Raw genomic sequence first — 15,330 nt, 5'->3', positions numbered from 1 at the left:
AATAAAAAATGAAAAAAATTTTTATTATTGCGTTAGCGTTATTCATTTCTGCTTGTAGTCTAGGTGGGAGTGTGAGTGCAGGTGGTGGTTCGAATGGAATGGGTGTTGGATTAGGCATTGGTACTGGTATTCGTTTTTAATTTTAAGATGTGACTCGGAATGAACTTTTTGCCAGAAACCTGTCAAAAAAGCACTTTTATCAGAAAAGGATAAACAATGAAACAACTTATTAAGAAATCATTTATCAGTTTAGCATTATTTTCAGCTAGTTCTTTTAGTTTTGCAGATGCACAAGCTGTAATGGAGTTACAAAAGCGTTTAGAGCTTGTTAGTCAATATAGCTCGGATTTTGAACAGACTGTTCGTTCAAGTAAAGGTAAAGAAGTTCAAAAAGGCAGTGGGAAATTTCAGGTAAAACGTCCAAATCTATTTAGAATGGATACTAAAAGTCCACAAGAAAATTTAATTGTGTCCGATGGCCAGACATTGTGGTTTTATGATCCATTTGTTTCTCAAGTTACAGCAAATTGGGTAAAAGAAGCGGTTAATAATACTCCATTTGTGTTATTAACCAGTAATGATAAGAGCCATTGGGATCAATATGACGTTCAACAGAATATGGACGCATTTGTGTTAAAGCCAAAATCTAAAAAAAGTAGTATTAAACAATTTGATGTGCGTATCGATGCAAACGGGTTATTAAAAGGCTTTAGTACCATTGAACGTGACGGACAAAGTAACTTATATGTGTTACGAAATATTACGACTGCGCCATTATCTGCAGATTTGTTCAAGTTTAATGTGCCGAAAGATGCAGAATTAGATGACCAACGTAATAAAAAATCGAAAAAATAATTGAATTTCAGGGCGTTTCATAAACGCCCTATAAAGATTATAAAATCTCTCTTTCTTATTGGGTGACAGCCATGAAATCAATTTATCAACAACGCAATCCTTATGAATGGCAACAGTTTATTGATTTACTTAAACAAGCAGTAAATGAAAATAAAACCGAAGATTTGCTTGCAATGCTATTAACTGCTGATGAGCGAAATACGTTGGGATTACGCGTGCAAATAGTCAGTGCACTACTTGATAATCAAGCCCCTCAACGTGAAATTCAGCAACAACTTAATACCAGTGCAGCCACGATCACTAGAGGGTCTAATATGTTAAAAACCGTTGATCCAACTATTCGTGATTGGGTGAGTGAAAAGCTCAATGGCAAAGCGTAAAAAAAATAAATCATTATGGGCTAAATGGCTTAAACCTTTCTTTTCAGTAAAGAAAAATGCCTCTATTAAAGAGTGGGCTTGGTTTTTATTTAGTCGAATGGGATTCGCAATTGCAAATTTTTATCTCTGTTTAACCTTAATTTTTTCTGCTGTACCTGTCCCTTTTTCTGCTTATATGCTACAAAAAAAAGCAGAAAATCTTTTACAATCAGATTATCGTATTCACTATGATTGGGTCAGTATTGATGATATTTCTTGGCAAATGCAGATGGCAGTGATTGCTGGAGAAGATCAGCGTTTTGATAACCATTTTGGGATTGACCTTGATGCGATTTTACTTGCCTTAAAACGAAATAATCAAACTCACAAAAAACCAATTGGTGCATCGACTATTTCTCAACAAACAGTAAAAAATCTCTATCTATGGCACGGAACAAGTTGGGTTCGTAAAGGGGTAGAAATTCCATTAACTTTGCTAGTTGAAACGCTATGGTCAAAAAAGCGAGTGTTAGAAGTTTATTTAAATATTGCCGAATTTGGCAAAGGTATTTTTGGCGTTGAAGCGGCCGCAAAACATTATTTCAACAAATCGGCAAAGCAATTAACAATGCAAGAATCGGCTCTATTAGCGGCCTCTTTACCAAATCCGTTCATTTATCGAGTAAAAAGCCCAACACAGACAATGCGAAAGCGTCAGCAATGGATTATTCAACAGATCCATAATCTAGGTGGTAGTGCTTATTTAACTAATTTATAGGTGGTCAAATGCGATTTTTAATGCTTTGTCGTGAGCCTCGTTTATATAGTTGCGAACGTCTATTATCTGCGGCTAATCAACTTGGGCATTCAATGGATATCCTTGACCCTAATTGCTTTCTACTGAAATTATCACAGGGTCAATTTGAATATTATTACCAACAGGGTGATCTCTATGATAAGCATCGCCCAGAGCCGATTAAATTAGAACAGTATGATGGCGTTATCCCTCGTTTTGGTACAACAAGTACAGAAATGGGGATCAACGTATTACATCATTTTCAGCAACAAGGTATCAAAGTATTAAATTCTGCAGAATCATTTCGCTTAGCAAGAGATAAATGGCAAAGTTTACAGGCTTTAGTCGGTGCAGGTATTGCTGTTCCCGATAGCGCAATGGTTGGTGAGTTATATTCGCTCAATCAAAGTGTAAAACAGTTTCAATTCCCCCTTGTAATAAAAACCTTATCTGGCTCTCAAGGTGTTGGCGTAATGCTTGCGGAAAAGTCAACTAGCGCTGTCAGTCTATTAGAAACCTTAAAAATGGCAAAAGTACATTGCTTGCAACAACACTTTGTAGCTGAATCGACAGGAGAAGATATTCGGGCTTTTGTAATAGGCGATAAGGTTGTGGCATCAATGGTGCGTTATAGTGCAAGCGGTGACTTTCGTGCCAATATTCACCAAGGTGGACGAGCAGAACCAATTTCTCTTTCGGCACAAGAGCAACAAATTGCGATTGATGCCACAAAAGCACTCGGGCTAGATGTGGCGGGAGTCGATCTTATTCGATCACAAACTCAAACATTGGTGTTAGAAGTAAATGCAAGCCCAGGGTTAGAAATGATAGAGAAGGTAAGCCAGCAAAATATTGCAACACAGATGATCGAGCATTTATTACGAAAGATGGCTTGATTACAAAAAAATCACAGAAACTAACCGCTTATCTTTCCTATTTTTATAGGATTAGGTTAGAATAACAGCTATTTTTGATAATTAAAGGGTAAATGTAGTCGCCTATGTATAATGAATTGGCACAAACACTTCCAGAATTGATTTCGTGGACAAAAGATCGTGAATTTTCACTCTCGCTTTCAACCGAACGCTTAGCCTTTTTATTGGCAATCTCCCTTTATAATAATGAAAGAACCGATGGCGAATTGCTCGAATCAGATTTACAAGATCTTTTCCGCCACGTTTCTACCGCTTTTGAACAGTCAGACAGTACCTTAACACAGCGTGCAAACAATGCAATCAACGATCTTGTTAAGCAACGTTTTCTTAACCGTTTTAGCAGTGAATTTACTGAAGGCTTAGCAATTTATCGTTTAACACCACTTGGTGTTGGTATTGCTGACTACTATGTTCGCCAACGTGAATTTTCTACATTACGTCTTTCAATCCAACTTTCTATCGTTGCCGATGAAATTCAAAGAGCATCAGCATCTGCCGAAGAAGGTGGGGATGAACGTTTTTGGCGTCAGCAAGTTTTCGCACCATTAAAATATTCTGTTGCAGAAATTTTTGACAGTATCGACCTTTCACAACGAATGATGGACGAAAATCAACAGCAGATTCGAGAGAAAATTGCGGCATTATTAAGCCAAAATTGGCACCAAGCCATCGCTACTTGTCAGCAATTACTTGATGAAACATCACTAAATTTACGAGAATTACAAGATACACTCAATGCAGCAGGGGATAAATTACAAGCTCAATTATTGCGTATTCAAAGCTGCTTAATTGGACGTAATGATCTTGAATTTGTCGATATTTTAGTGGTGAATCTACAAAATAAACTTGACCGAATCATTAGTTGGGGGCAACAGTCGATTGATTTATGGATCGGTTATGATCGCCACGTGCATAAATTTATTCGTACTGCCATTGATATGGATAAAAATCGTGTCTTTGGTCAGCGATTACGTCAATCAATCCAAGATTACTTTGAACAACCTTGGCAACTCTACTTTACCAAAGCTGATTCTTTACTGGATCTGCGTGATGATGAAACCGAATTTAATGAAGCGGAAGCAGTAGGTGAATTACCGACCGAATTAGAGTATGAGTCGCTTTCAGAAGTCCAAGAACAAATCGTTGCTATTATGCAAGCACATCTTGCTCCATATCGAGAGCAAGGCAAACCAATTGATTTAAGTGAAATTTTGCGTGAGCAACTCGCAAAATATCCACTTTCACGCCATTTTGATGTAGCTCGCATTATTGTTGATCAAGCGGTTAAACTGGGTATGGCAAGTCAAGATAGCCAAGCGGTTTACCCTCAGTGGCAATCCATTAACCATAATGGTGCAGAAGTACAAGCGAACGTGATTGATCAATATAATCCGTAATAAATTTCCAAAGTGATAAGCGGTAAGATTCCGCACAAATTTTGCAAAAGGTGATGATTATTCACCCTAAATTGAGATATAAGAAATGACAGACACTCAAGAACTTATCCCTACTAAATTAGCACAAGCGATTGCTAATCCTATTTTTCCTGCGTTGGATAGCCAGTTACGCTCAGGGCGACATATCAGTTTAGAATCCCTTGATGAACACGCTTTCCTAATGGATTACCAAGCAGAATTAGAACTCTTTTATCGCCGTTATCACGTTGAGTTAATTCGTGCACCTGAAGGTTTTTTCTATCTTCGCCCGAAAGCATCAACTTTAATTGCCCGTAGTGCGATGAGTGAAATGGAAATGTTAGTCGGTAAAGTGCTTTGTTATCTCTATCTCAGCCCAGAGCGTTTGGCACAGCAAGGCATTTTTAGTTACGATGAAGTTTATGATGAGTTACTGAATTTAGCCGATGAAAGTAAATTACTGAAAGCAATTAACCCTCGTTCAACAGGGTCAGATTTAGATAAAGCTAAACTAGCCGAAAAAGTGGGTGGAGCATTACGCCGTTTACAACGTTTAGGAATGATTGTGCGTGTTGGTGATCAAAATAGTAAAAAATTTGTGATTTCTGAATCGGTATTCCGTTTTGGTGCGGATGTCAGAACAGGGGACGATCCAAGGGAAGCCCAACTTCGTTTAATTCGTGATGGGGAAGCAACAACGCCTGAATTGCTCGCCCAACAAGCGGTGGGATTAGATGAAGAAATTGCAGAGGATGCGGAAACAGAAAATGATGTAGAACAAGGTGGGGAAGAGTAATGGAAAATATCGAATTGCAAAATAATCAACCAATCGCACCGCTTGCACGCCCTGAAGGGATTGTTCGTGGCAAATTCCGCTCCCTAACATTGATTAACTGGAACGGTTTTTTTGCTCGTACCTTTGATTTAGATGATCTCGTGACGACCTTATCGGGCGGAAATGGTGCAGGTAAATCTACCACGATGGCAGGTTTTGTCACAGCATTGATCCCCGATTTAACGTTAATTAACTTCCGTAATACCACTGAGGCGGGTTCAACCTCAAGTTCTCGTGATAAAGGCTTATATGGTAAGCTCAAAGCTGGTGTCTGTTATGCGGTTTTAGAAAGTGAAAATTCACGCCAACAACGTGTGATTACAGGTGTGCGTTTACAACAAATTGCAGGACGAGATAAAAAAGTCGATATTCGCTCTTTCTCTATCCAAAATATCCCTGCCGAACAATCAGTGATCTCTATTTTTACTGAGCAAGTTGGCGATAAAAATGCGCGTGTTTTGGCACTCAATGAGTTAAAAGATCGTTTTGATGGTTCAGAAATTCAGTTTAAACAATACAGCTCAATTACAGATTACCATAGTTTCTTATTTGATCTTGGGGTTATTCCTAAACGTTTACGTTCATCGGGTGATCGCAGTAAATTCTATAAATTGATTGAGGCATCACTTTACGGGGGGATTTCCAGTGTAATTACGAAATCTCTGCGTGATTACTTACTCCCTGAAAATTTAGGGGTTCGCCAAGCCTTCCAAGATATGGAATCGGCATTGCGTGAAAACCGAATGACCCTTGAGGCGATTAAAGTTACCCAGTCTGATCGTGATATGTTTAAAAAGTTGATTACCGAATCAACTAACTATGTTTCAGCAGATTTTATGCGACACGCCAACGAACGTCGAGGTAACGTCCAATTAGCTGTTGAAAAACGCCAAGAATGGTATCAAGCTAAATCACAAATTTTGCTTGAACAGCAACGTTTTGTTGAATTTAGTCGAGAGGCGAATGAATTGGCAGAAAATGAAGGCGTACTTGAAGCGGAATATAATAGTGCGTCCGATCATCTTAATTTAGTGATGAATGCTGTTCGCCATCAAGAAAAAGTAGAACGCTACCAAAGTGAAGTTGATGAACTTAACGAAAAGTTAGAAGAACAACAAATTGCTGTTGAAGAAATGGCAGAACGTACCGAACAGATCCAAGCTCGAGCAGAAGAGAGCGAAGAGGTGGTAGAAGGACTACGTTCGCAAATGGCAGATTATCAACAAGCGTTAGATGCTCAACAAACCCGAGCATTGCAATACCAACAAGCGATTAACGCCCTTGAAAAAGCAAAACAACTTTGTGGTTTACCGCATTTAGATTTACATAATGCGGAAGATTACCTTGCGGAGTTTTCGGCTCAAGAAACAGAAATTACCGATCAAGTATTCGATTTAGAACAACGCCTATCTGTTTCTGATATGGCAAAAACACAATTCGATAAAGCCTATGAACTTGTTTGCAAAATTTCGGGTGAAACAGACCGCTTACAAGCGTGGGAAGAGGCGAGAACGCTCTTAACTCACTACCCAACCCAAAAATCTCACGCACAACAAGCGGTGGCATTACGTCAAAAATTAACTGATCTTGAACAGCGTTTACATCAGCAACAAAATGCACAACGTCTGCTTGCAGAATTTAATCAGAAAGCACAATTACAGCTAGAAAATGCGGAAGAGCTAGAAATTTACTATGAAGAGCAACAAGCCAAAGTTGAAGATTTAGAAGCAGAGTTGGCGGAATTTGTTGAAATCCGTTCTACTCAACGCCAACAGCGTGAACAGCTTAACCAACAATATCAACAACTGGCTCAAAATGCTCCTGCGTGGCATACCGCGCAATCTGCCTTATTACGTTTACAAGAACAATGTGGTGAAACTTTTGAAGCAAGCCAATCTGTAATGCAGTTTATGCAAAACACCCTAAGTCGTGAGCGTGAAGCAACCCTTGAACGTGATGACTTAGCTCGTTATGAACAGCAGTTAGAAACACAAATTTCACGTTTAAGCCAGCCTGATGGAGCAGAAGATATTCGTTTAAATCATCTTGCTGAAAAATTCGGGGGCGTATTACTTTCAGAGCTTTATGATGATGTGTCATTAGAAGATGCACCCTATTTCTCTGCGTTATACGGCGAAGCTCGCCACGCTATCGTTGTGCGTGATTTAGACGCAACTAAAGCCCAATTAGCCCAGTTAGACGATTGCCCAGATGATCTTTACCTGATTGAAGGCGATCCAAGCGCTTTTGATGACAACGTATTTAATGCGGAAGAATTAGCTGATGGTGTGGTTGTTCAAGTCTCTAATCGTCAATGGCGTTACTCTAAATTCCCTGAAGTACCATTATTTGGACGAGCATCTCGTGAAAAGCAACTAGAAAAGCTCAAAGTAGAACGAGATGAAACCGCAGAAAAACACGCAGAGCGCGCTTTTGATGTACAAAAATGCCAACGTTTACATCAACACTTAACGCAATTTGTCGGTACGCATTTAGCATTAGCATTTCAGCCTGATCCTGAAGTGGCAATGCAACAAATTGCTCAAAAACGGGTTGAAATTGAACGTGAACTTAATCAAGCCAATGGGCTAGAACAACAAATTCGACACCAACTTGATAATAGCAAAGCTCAACTACAACTATTAAACAAAGTGTTGCCACAGCTCAATGTGTTGGCGGACGAAACTTTAGAAGATAGAGTAGAAGAGTGCAAAGAACAGTTATTGTCGGCACAAGAGGATGAACAATATATTCGCCAATTTGGGCAGTATCTAGCTCAATTAGAGCCGATTGCATCAGCATTAAAGAGCGATCCAGCACAATTTGAACAACTTCAAGAAGATTACAAGCGGTCGGTTGAGCAACAAAAATTGCTTAAACAAAAAGTATTTAGTTTATCTGATGTCATTCAACGTCGTTTACATTTCAGCTACCAAGAAAGTGTGGGAGCGGAAGGTTCAGCATTAAATGAGCAACTTCGCCAACGTTTAGAAGTGGCTCAGAGAGAGCGTGAATTAGTGCGTGATCAACTACGCCAAGCACAAACTCAACTCACGCAGTACAACCAAGTTCTGACATCATTACGCAGTTCTTATGATGCGAAAAATCAAATGTTGCAAGAACTTTTGCGTGAAATGGACGAATACGGTATTCGTAATGATTTAGAAGCAGTTGAACGTGCAACGTTACGTCGTGATGAATTACAACAACGTTTAAGCCAACAACGTATGCGTAAGAGTTATCTTGACAAGCAAGTCGCAGTAATTGGTGCAGAGATGGATAATCTGACTAAAGCGATGCGTAAAGCAGAGCGAGATTACCATAGCCAACGTGAAATTGTGGTACAAGCGAAAGCAAGTTGGTGTCTAGTATTACAAATGTCACGCAATAGTGATGTAGAGAAACGCCTAAATCGTCGTGAGCTAGCTTATCAATCTGCTGAAGAATTGCGTTCTATTTCAGATAAAGCATTGGGGGCATTACGCCAAGCTGTTGCTGATAATGAATACCTGCGTGATAGTCTGCGTGCATCGGAAGATAACCGTAAACCAGAAAATAAAGTGGCGTTCTTTATTTCAGTCTATCAACATCTGCGTGAGCGTATTCGTCAGGATATTATTAAAACCGATGATCCGATTGATGCCATTGAACAAATGGAAATTGAGCTTTCTCGCTTAACTAATGAGCTGACCAGTCGTGAGAAAAAATTAGCAATCAGTGCAGAAAGTGTGGCTAACATTCTACGCAAAACCATTCAACGTGAACAAAATCGTATTTTACAGCTTAACCAAGGGCTACAAAATATTGCCTTTGGTCAAGTAAAAGGTGTACGTTTAGTGGTGAATATTCGTGATACTCACGCTATTTTACTGAATGCACTTTCAAGTGAACGAGAACAGCATACTGATCTATTTGAAAATCAGAAATTAAGTTTCTCAGAAGCCTTAGCAATGCTTTATAAACGAGTAAATCCACATTTAGAAATGGGACAGCGTACTCCACAAACAATTGGTGAAGAGTTATTAGACTATCGTAATTACCTTGATTTAGAGGTGGAAACCTTCCGTGGTGCAGATGGTTGGATGCGTGCAGAAAGTAGTGCATTATCAACAGGGGAAGCGATTGGTACGGGTATGTCTATCTTGCTAATGGTGGTACAAAGTTGGGAGGAAGAATCTCGCCGTTTAAGAGCAAAAGACATTCTCCCTTGCCGTTTACTCTTCTTAGATGAAGCGGCTCGACTTGATGCAATGTCTATCAATACGTTATTTGAGTTATGCGAACGTTTAGATATGCAATTAGTAATTGCAGCACCTGAAAATATCAGTCCAGAACGTGGCACAACCTATAAATTGGTGCGTAAGATTGCCAATAACCAAGAATACGTTCACGTTGTAGGACTAAAAGGTTTTGGGCAAGCATAGTAGAAGTTAATCTGTAAAGAAAAACGGTCAAATTCATTGTGAACTGACCGTTTTTTGTTTAGCTAAATACCCTCAAATTATGGTGTAGTTAAATTGTTAAGTTTATTTTGTTCTGATATCTGATCTGCTTCAGTGAGCAATTTGGCAATGGCCTGTCGGTAGGTAATTTCAAGTGAATTACGGCTGGTGGCGATAACACCTTGATCATTTAAGAAGCCATCATTGACATCATAAACCCAACCGTGAATAGAAAGTGTTTTCCCAGATTTCCACGCAGAATCAACAATAGATGAACGGCCTAAGTTATACACTTGTTCTGCCACATTTAGGCGGGTAAGCATATCTGCTCGTTGTTCGTAGGATAACTGACCTAACAAATGACTATGTTTAAACCATAAATCTTTAATATGAAGCAACCAGTTATTGATTAAGCCAAAATCTTCTGTACCAATCGCAGCTTTAATACCTCCACAATTTGTATGTCCACAGATGATAATATGCTCAATATCAAGGACATCAACTGCATATTGCACCACCGATAAACAATTTAAATCAGTATGAATGACCATATTGGCAACATTACGATGAACAAAAAGTTCACCTGGTTCTAATCCAGTCAATTTCTCAGCAGGCACTCGGCTATCAGAGCAACCAATCCAAAGGTAATTAGGTTTTTGATGTTCTGCAAGCTGTTTAAAATAATCAGATTGTTCATCTTTCATTTGGGTTGCCCAAGCGTGATTATTGGCGAATAGTCGTTCTATTTTTTTCATTATTTGGCTTCCTGAATGTAAGATTGGGGAATAACTATCCTAAATAAGTATCTAGGATAGTTAGATAGAAGAGTTATTTCTTATGGCTATGTTCTGCCATTTTTTGACGAATGCCACGACGTTCTTTAGAGAGCTCAGCATTACGGATCATATAATCATCTACACGATTTTCATAATCTTCACGCATATTAGCAATAATTGCTCGAATTTCTTCTACTGACATTGAGTCGGTAATATATTGGTTAAGGTTGTCTAATAATAAAATACGTTTTTGGTTATCACGAATTTTGCGGTCATTATCAGCTGTTTCTCTTAAGAGTTTGTTTTTTAAACGGTAAAGATGGACGTATTCCAACATATCTTGGAAACATTGTTTTTTTGCATTTTCCATTAGTAGATCCTCTAAGTAGTAAGATAAGTAGTGAAATGCTAGACTTTTTCTTGTTGTTCGTCAAAAGGTTTATCAATGGAAACAGCAGAAAAATAAGGCTGTTATTGACTATATAAGATATGTTAGAATTTGGAGATTATTTGACAGTATTAATTATGGGAGAAAAAATGACTAGCGCAAGCAAACGTTCTGTACCAACGCTTTTTTCAGAAAAAACGGATATTTATAGCCATCAAGTTCGCATTGTATTAGCAGAAAAAGGGGTCGCCTACGAGATTGAGAATATTGCACCTAACACTATTTCTGAAGATTTAATGGAAGTTAATCCGCGTGGAACGATTCCAACGTTGGTTGATCGTGATTTGGTTTTGTCAAATGCTCGAATCATTATGGAATATCTTGATGAGCGTTTTCCCCACCCTCCATTAATGCCTGTTTATCCAGTATTACGAGCACAATGTCGCTTAAATATGCATCGTATCCAAAATGATTGGTACTCATTGATTGATCTTATTGATAGAGATCCAACCACAGAAGAAGCTAAAAAAGCCTTAAAACAGTTAAAAGAAGAGGTTTTATCTTTAGGTCCTGTATTTGCTGAAACAACCTATTTCCTAAGTGACGATTTTAGCTTGGTGGATTGTTACATTGCTCCATTATTATGGCGTATGCATAATTTAGGTGTTGAATTTACAGGTGCAGGAAGTAAGGCAGTGAAAGCTTATATGACTAGAGTATTTAAACGTGATAGTTTTGTGCAGTCTGTGGGGGGAAGTGCACCTAAAAATTTAATGGATGATAAAGACTAATGAAACCCTTACGTCCTTATCTTTATCACGCATACTATAACTGGCTCTTAGATAACGATTATACTCCTTATCTCTTGGTGGATGCGTCATATCCTGATGTTGATGTGCCTACTGAATTTGTGCGTGATGACAAAATTATCCTAAATATGTCGCCACGTTCTATCGGACAATATGTTGTGAACGATGATGCAATTAGCTTTAATGCACGTTTTCAAGGGATGTTGCGTGATATTTATATTCCATTTGGTGCGGCCCAAGCTATATATGCTCAAGAAACGGGAGATGGTGTAATGTTTCAGGAAGAAACTTATTATGATGAAGCACAGTATTTAGCACGCTCAACAGAACAAACAGAAAGTATAAAGGTTAAAAAAGCACCAAAAACCAAATCAACACATCTAAAATTAGTAAAATAACACCATTCTCAATAAGCGGTGAGATTTTGTAAAACATTTGCGTTATCTCACCGCTTACTTTTTTCAAAAAATACTTGCTTAATGATCAAAGATAAATTACATTTATATCAAATGTACTTATGTAGTAGTACAAAGATGCGATATTATTTTTATCTAGTAAGGAAATTATATGAAATTACGTAAAACATTATTGATCAGTGTATTAAGTTTATTCTCTGTGGCAAGTATTGCTCAAGAAAAATTCCACAACGTTGCGATTACCGCAATTGTGGAACACCCAGCATTAGATACTATTCGTAAAGGTGTTGTTGAAGAGCTTGCAAAAGAAGGATTTGTTGATGGGAAGAATATTAAAATTGATTTCCAATCGGCACAGGGTAGCACCGCAACAGCAGCACAGATTGCACGTAAATTTGTAGGGGACAAAGCTGACATCATTATTCCAATTACCACTCCAAGTGCTCAACCAGTGGTGGCGGCAACTCGTAGCATTCCGATTGTCTTTTCAGGAGTAACTGATCCAGTAGCAGCAAAATTAGTCAAATCTTGGAAGCCAAGTGGAACAAATGTGACAGGGATATCTGATCATAAAGATATTGAACCACAACTCTCACTTATTCAAACATTAGTACCAAACTTAAAAGCGATTGGCTATGTGTATAGTGCGGGGGAAGTAAACTCTGCGATTGTGCTTGATGAATTGAAAGAAGCGGCTAAAAAAGCGAATATTCAAGTAATACCTGTTGCCGTACAACGTAGTGCAGATATTGGCACAGCTACTCGTAGCCTAAATAGCAAAGTCCAAGCGATTTATATTTCAGAAGATAATGCGGTAGTTTCCGCTTATGAAGCATTACATAAAGCAGCACTAGAAGCGAAAATTCCGGTGATTGCAGCAGATAAAGATACCGTGGAACGTGGTGCATTAGCGGCTTACGCAGTAAACCAATATGATATCGGTGCGGAAACAGGTAAAGTTGCAGCTCGCATCTTACGTGGTGAAAAAGCGGGCGATATAGCAACTCACTCTGTGAGTAAAATGGAACTATCAATCAACCAAAATACAGCAAAAGAATTAGGAATTACAATACCTGAAACGTTATTAAAAGAAGCAAAAAGTGTATTTTAAATTGAGGGATAATCTACTTCAGCCCCAAAGATTATTGAATGAAATTTGTGAGATATGTAACAAAAAATGTAGGTCTATAAAGAGCTGAAATGAGCTCTTTATAGATAAATTTACTGTCAATTAATGTATTGTTGCTAACAACATCATTAACATAAAACTTACAACAGAGAGTAAGAAGTGTTTTAAAGAGAATTGCTGACCTTTCTTAAAAGCTCTAGCACTGAATACAATGTATAGTACTAAAAACAGTAATTTTGACCAAATCCATGGTTCATCGAATGAGAAACCAAAATAGAAAAAAAGAATCAGACCAGATACCAAAAGTAGTGTATCAATAAGGTGCGGTGCAATACGAAGAATTTTGTATTGACGCCAATCGACCATACGAGAAGATAACACCCCACGCGTTAATAACAACGCTAAACTCACATAAGCAAGGCCAATATGAGCAAAAAACATAGATTGCATTTTAGTTCTCCACAATAATAGATTTTAAATATTGAAAGATTTCACGGTAATTTTTCGGTGGTTTGTTGGCTTGTTTTTCTTTTTGTGCGCCACGAATTAAATTACGCAAATGTTGGCGATCGAGCTGTGGATATTCGTCTAAAAGTGGATTTAGTGCCACATCGCCTTGTTCTAAAAGTTGATCTCTAGTCAGTTCTAATTTTTGTAATAATGCTAGCTGTTGATTATGGCGGTTTTCCACTTTATCTAACGCTTCTTGAATAGGTTCAGGATCAACGTTACGTAGCAATTTTCCGACATATTGAATTTGACGGCGACGAGCTTCTAAACGTAAACGTTGTGCTAATTCAATCGCCTCACGTAAATTATCCTCTAATGGAATTTTGGCTAAATTGGTTGGGTTTAACGCCATTAGATTCTCGCCTAGTTTTTTGAGATGTTCTGCATCTCGTTTTATTTCACTCTTACTTACCCAGATGATCTCTTCATCTTCATCGGTCCAATCTATTTCATTTTTTCGTTGCTTTCTTGCCATAAGATCCCACATTCATAAGGTTTTAAGTTAAAAAAGCCTATCACAGAGGATAGGCTTTTATATGATTTCGTTCTGCATTCTATTCTGAAAACGTAATTAGGTCAAATATCGGTTAGTCTGTTTTTGGGAGTGCATTGACTACCGCTTTAACAAGTGTTGCTAGAGGAATAGCAAAGAAGACACCCCAAAATCCCCAAAGCCCACCAAAAATCAGCACAGCAACAATAATAGTTAGTGGATGTAAATTAACAGCTTCTGAAAATAGAAAAGGTACAACAACGTTACCGTCAAGTAGTTGGCTGATGACGAAAGCAAGTAATACATAATAAAATTCAGGCGATAAGCCAAACTGAAACAATGCAACCAATGCAACAGGAATCGCAACTAACACTGCACCGATATAAGGGACTAATACGGATAAACCAACAGCAACAGAGAGTAGTAGAGGATAGCGTAGATCAAAAAAGAGAAAAATAATATAAGTGACTACGCCCACAATCATAATTTCTAGAAATTTTCCTCGAATATAGTTTGCAATTTGCTGTTGCATTTCTCCCCAAACGCGTGTTGCTAAACGGCGATTTTTAGGAAGAAAACGCCCAATATCGTTTAAGAATAAAGTTTTATCTTTTAGCAGAAAAAACACCATTAAGGGAACAAGGAAAGCATAGATACCAAGTCCCACGATACTCACGATCGAATTGACTGAGAAGGCTAATAGTGAATCACCGAAACCCAAAATTTTGGTTTTTAGACCAGCCATGAGTGAATCTAACATTGCATAATCAATCAATTCAGGATAATGCTCTGGCAACGTTTGTAACCATTCATTAAGTAGATTAAACATAGCGGGTAGATCTTTCAAAAAAGTTACTGCTTGATTCCACAGTGTCGGAAGTAATACGACGAATAAGAATACTGAAATAGAAATAAACCCACCAAGTACGAGAATTAACGAGAGAGAGCGAGGTAATTTCAATGATGTAGTTAAAAAACGAATGGGCCATTCAAGTAAATAAGCGAAGACTATAGCGACCAAAAGAGGCATCAATAAATCGCTAAAGAAATAGATAGTACCGAATCCAATCAGTAAGATACCCAGTAGTACTACTGTTTGTGGATCATTAAATTTTCGTTTGTACCAGTTGAGAAACATATCCAACATATCTATTTCCTTATATAGCAAGTAT

At 38.1% G+C, this 15,330-nt stretch carries 16 protein-coding genes; 11 read left to right on the top strand and 5 right to left on the bottom strand.

The features are described from left to right. Nucleotides 1–8: 8 nt before the first annotated feature. The 8 genes from A1D26_RS09695 (at nucleotide 9) to mukB (ending at nucleotide 9,619) form a co-directional block, all read left to right on the top strand. Nucleotides 9–140 carry a hypothetical protein gene (locus A1D26_RS09695; protein ID WP_262508702.1) on the top strand — a complete coding sequence of 44 codons (132 nt, stop codon included), beginning with the start codon at nucleotides 9–11 and terminating at the stop codon, nucleotides 138–140. 76 nt (nucleotides 141–216) lie between these two features. Continuing rightward, nucleotides 217–855 (top strand): outer membrane lipoprotein chaperone LolA, encoded by a 639-nt coding sequence (gene lolA, locus A1D26_RS06650; RefSeq protein ID WP_157403271.1) that lies wholly within the window; start codon nucleotides 217–219, stop codon nucleotides 853–855. Nucleotides 856–926: 71 nt separating this feature from the next. Further along, complete coding sequence (gene trpR / locus A1D26_RS06645; RefSeq protein ID WP_157403270.1) at nucleotides 927–1,235, top strand: trp operon repressor; 309 nt, start codon at nucleotides 927–929, stop codon at nucleotides 1,233–1,235. Beyond that, entirely contained in the window at nucleotides 1,222–1,992 is a 771-nt protein-coding gene (mtgA, locus tag A1D26_RS06640; RefSeq protein ID WP_157403269.1) for a monofunctional biosynthetic peptidoglycan transglycosylase, read from the top strand. Before trpR ends, mtgA begins: the two co-directional genes overlap by 14 nt. A gap of 8 nt (nucleotides 1,993–2,000) precedes the next feature. Then, the gene (locus A1D26_RS06635) at nucleotides 2,001–2,906 is read left to right on the top strand and encodes an ATP-grasp domain-containing protein (protein ID WP_157403268.1); all 906 of its coding nucleotides are present in this window, start codon (nucleotides 2,001–2,003) and stop codon (nucleotides 2,904–2,906) included. Between the two features lie 104 nt (nucleotides 2,907–3,010). Further along, nucleotides 3,011–4,342 carry a chromosome partition protein MukF gene (gene mukF / locus A1D26_RS06630; RefSeq protein ID WP_157403267.1) on the top strand — a complete coding sequence of 444 codons (1,332 nt, stop codon included), beginning with the start codon at nucleotides 3,011–3,013 and terminating at the stop codon, nucleotides 4,340–4,342. Between the two features lie 85 nt (nucleotides 4,343–4,427). Continuing rightward, nucleotides 4,428–5,156, top strand: a complete 729-nt coding sequence (gene mukE / locus A1D26_RS06625) for a chromosome partition protein MukE (RefSeq protein ID WP_157394799.1) — start codon at nucleotides 4,428–4,430, stop codon at nucleotides 5,154–5,156. Continuing rightward, nucleotides 5,156–9,619, top strand: coding sequence for a chromosome partition protein MukB (gene mukB / locus A1D26_RS06620; RefSeq protein WP_157403266.1), 4,464 nt, complete (start codon nucleotides 5,156–5,158; stop codon nucleotides 9,617–9,619). Before mukE ends, mukB begins: the two co-directional genes overlap by 1 nt. Nucleotides 9,620–9,696: 77 nt before the next feature. On the opposite strand, the gene can is transcribed toward mukB, so the two are convergent. Then, entirely contained in the window at nucleotides 9,697–10,392 is a 696-nt protein-coding gene (gene can, locus A1D26_RS06615; protein WP_157403265.1) for a carbonate dehydratase, read from the bottom strand. Between the two features lie 73 nt (nucleotides 10,393–10,465). Next, a complete protein-coding gene (locus tag A1D26_RS06610; RefSeq protein ID WP_157403264.1) occupies nucleotides 10,466–10,783 on the bottom strand; it encodes a DUF496 family protein in 318 nt (105 codons plus the stop codon). Nucleotides 10,784–10,950: 167 nt separating this feature from the next. Between A1D26_RS06610 and A1D26_RS06605 the strand changes: the two genes are divergently transcribed. The 3 genes from A1D26_RS06605 (at nucleotide 10,951) to A1D26_RS06595 (ending at nucleotide 13,137) form a co-directional block, all read left to right on the top strand. Next, nucleotides 10,951–11,592, top strand: a complete 642-nt coding sequence (locus A1D26_RS06605) for a glutathione S-transferase N-terminal domain-containing protein (RefSeq protein WP_157403263.1) — start codon at nucleotides 10,951–10,953, stop codon at nucleotides 11,590–11,592. Beyond that, nucleotides 11,592–12,008: a ClpXP protease specificity-enhancing factor gene (locus A1D26_RS06600; protein ID WP_157403262.1), complete on the top strand. Its 417-nt coding sequence runs from the start codon at nucleotides 11,592–11,594 to the stop codon at nucleotides 12,006–12,008. The genes A1D26_RS06605 and A1D26_RS06600 overlap by 1 nt, the downstream gene beginning before the upstream one ends. 169 nt (nucleotides 12,009–12,177) lie before the next feature. Then, on the top strand, nucleotides 12,178–13,137 hold the full coding sequence (locus tag A1D26_RS06595) for an ABC transporter substrate-binding protein (RefSeq protein ID WP_157403261.1): 960 nt from the start codon (nucleotides 12,178–12,180) through the stop codon (nucleotides 13,135–13,137). 120 nt (nucleotides 13,138–13,257) lie between these two features. On the opposite strand, the gene A1D26_RS06590 is transcribed toward A1D26_RS06595, so the two are convergent. The 3 genes from A1D26_RS06590 to A1D26_RS06580 all read right to left on the bottom strand — a co-directional run bounded on the left by A1D26_RS06590 (nucleotide 13,258) and on the right by A1D26_RS06580 (nucleotide 15,305). Then, a complete protein-coding gene (locus A1D26_RS06590; RefSeq protein WP_157403260.1) occupies nucleotides 13,258–13,605 on the bottom strand; it encodes a SirB2 family protein in 348 nt (115 codons plus the stop codon). Nucleotide 13,606: 1 nt separating this feature from the next. Then, complete coding sequence (gene yjgA, locus A1D26_RS06585; RefSeq protein ID WP_157403259.1) at nucleotides 13,607–14,140, bottom strand: ribosome biogenesis factor YjgA; 534 nt, start codon at nucleotides 14,138–14,140, stop codon at nucleotides 13,607–13,609. 112 nt (nucleotides 14,141–14,252) lie between these two features. Beyond that, entirely contained in the window at nucleotides 14,253–15,305 is a 1,053-nt protein-coding gene (locus tag A1D26_RS06580) for an AI-2E family transporter (protein WP_157403258.1), read from the bottom strand. Nucleotides 15,306–15,330: the final 25 nt, after the last annotated feature.

Source organism: Ursidibacter maritimus (assembly GCF_009761395.1).
Lineage (GTDB): Bacteria > Pseudomonadota > Gammaproteobacteria > Enterobacterales > Pasteurellaceae > Ursidibacter > Ursidibacter maritimus.
This window is presented reverse-complemented; position numbering and strand designations above follow the sequence as displayed.

What these genes read in the sequence shown, in the direction of transcription:
- A1D26_RS09695 (WP_262508702.1), top strand. Translation starts at nt 9, where the DNA reads ATGAAAAAAATTTTTATTATTGCGTTAGCGTTATTCATTTCTGCTTGT.
- lolA (WP_157403271.1), top strand. Translation starts at nt 217, where the DNA reads ATGAAACAACTTATTAAGAAATCATTTATCAGTTTAGCATTATTTTCA.
- trpR (WP_157403270.1), top strand. Translation starts at nt 927, where the DNA reads ATGAAATCAATTTATCAACAACGCAATCCTTATGAATGGCAACAGTTT.
- mtgA (WP_157403269.1), top strand. Translation starts at nt 1,222, where the DNA reads ATGGCAAAGCGTAAAAAAAATAAATCATTATGGGCTAAATGGCTTAAA.
- A1D26_RS06635 (WP_157403268.1), top strand. Translation starts at nt 2,001, where the DNA reads ATGCGATTTTTAATGCTTTGTCGTGAGCCTCGTTTATATAGTTGCGAA.
- mukF (WP_157403267.1), top strand. Translation starts at nt 3,011, where the DNA reads ATGTATAATGAATTGGCACAAACACTTCCAGAATTGATTTCGTGGACA.
- mukE (WP_157394799.1), top strand. Translation starts at nt 4,428, where the DNA reads ATGACAGACACTCAAGAACTTATCCCTACTAAATTAGCACAAGCGATT.
- mukB (WP_157403266.1), top strand. Translation starts at nt 5,156, where the DNA reads ATGGAAAATATCGAATTGCAAAATAATCAACCAATCGCACCGCTTGCA.
- can (WP_157403265.1), bottom strand. Translation starts at nt 10,392, where the DNA reads ATGAAAAAAATAGAACGACTATTCGCCAATAATCACGCTTGGGCAACC.
- A1D26_RS06610 (WP_157403264.1), bottom strand. Translation starts at nt 10,783, where the DNA reads ATGGAAAATGCAAAAAAACAATGTTTCCAAGATATGTTGGAATACGTC.
- A1D26_RS06605 (WP_157403263.1), top strand. Translation starts at nt 10,951, where the DNA reads ATGACTAGCGCAAGCAAACGTTCTGTACCAACGCTTTTTTCAGAAAAA.
- A1D26_RS06600 (WP_157403262.1), top strand. Translation starts at nt 11,592, where the DNA reads ATGAAACCCTTACGTCCTTATCTTTATCACGCATACTATAACTGGCTC.
- A1D26_RS06595 (WP_157403261.1), top strand. Translation starts at nt 12,178, where the DNA reads ATGAAATTACGTAAAACATTATTGATCAGTGTATTAAGTTTATTCTCT.
- A1D26_RS06590 (WP_157403260.1), bottom strand. Translation starts at nt 13,605, where the DNA reads ATGCAATCTATGTTTTTTGCTCATATTGGCCTTGCTTATGTGAGTTTA.
- yjgA (WP_157403259.1), bottom strand. Translation starts at nt 14,140, where the DNA reads ATGGCAAGAAAGCAACGAAAAAATGAAATAGATTGGACCGATGAAGAT.
- A1D26_RS06580 (WP_157403258.1), bottom strand. Translation starts at nt 15,305, where the DNA reads ATGTTGGATATGTTTCTCAACTGGTACAAACGAAAATTTAATGATCCA.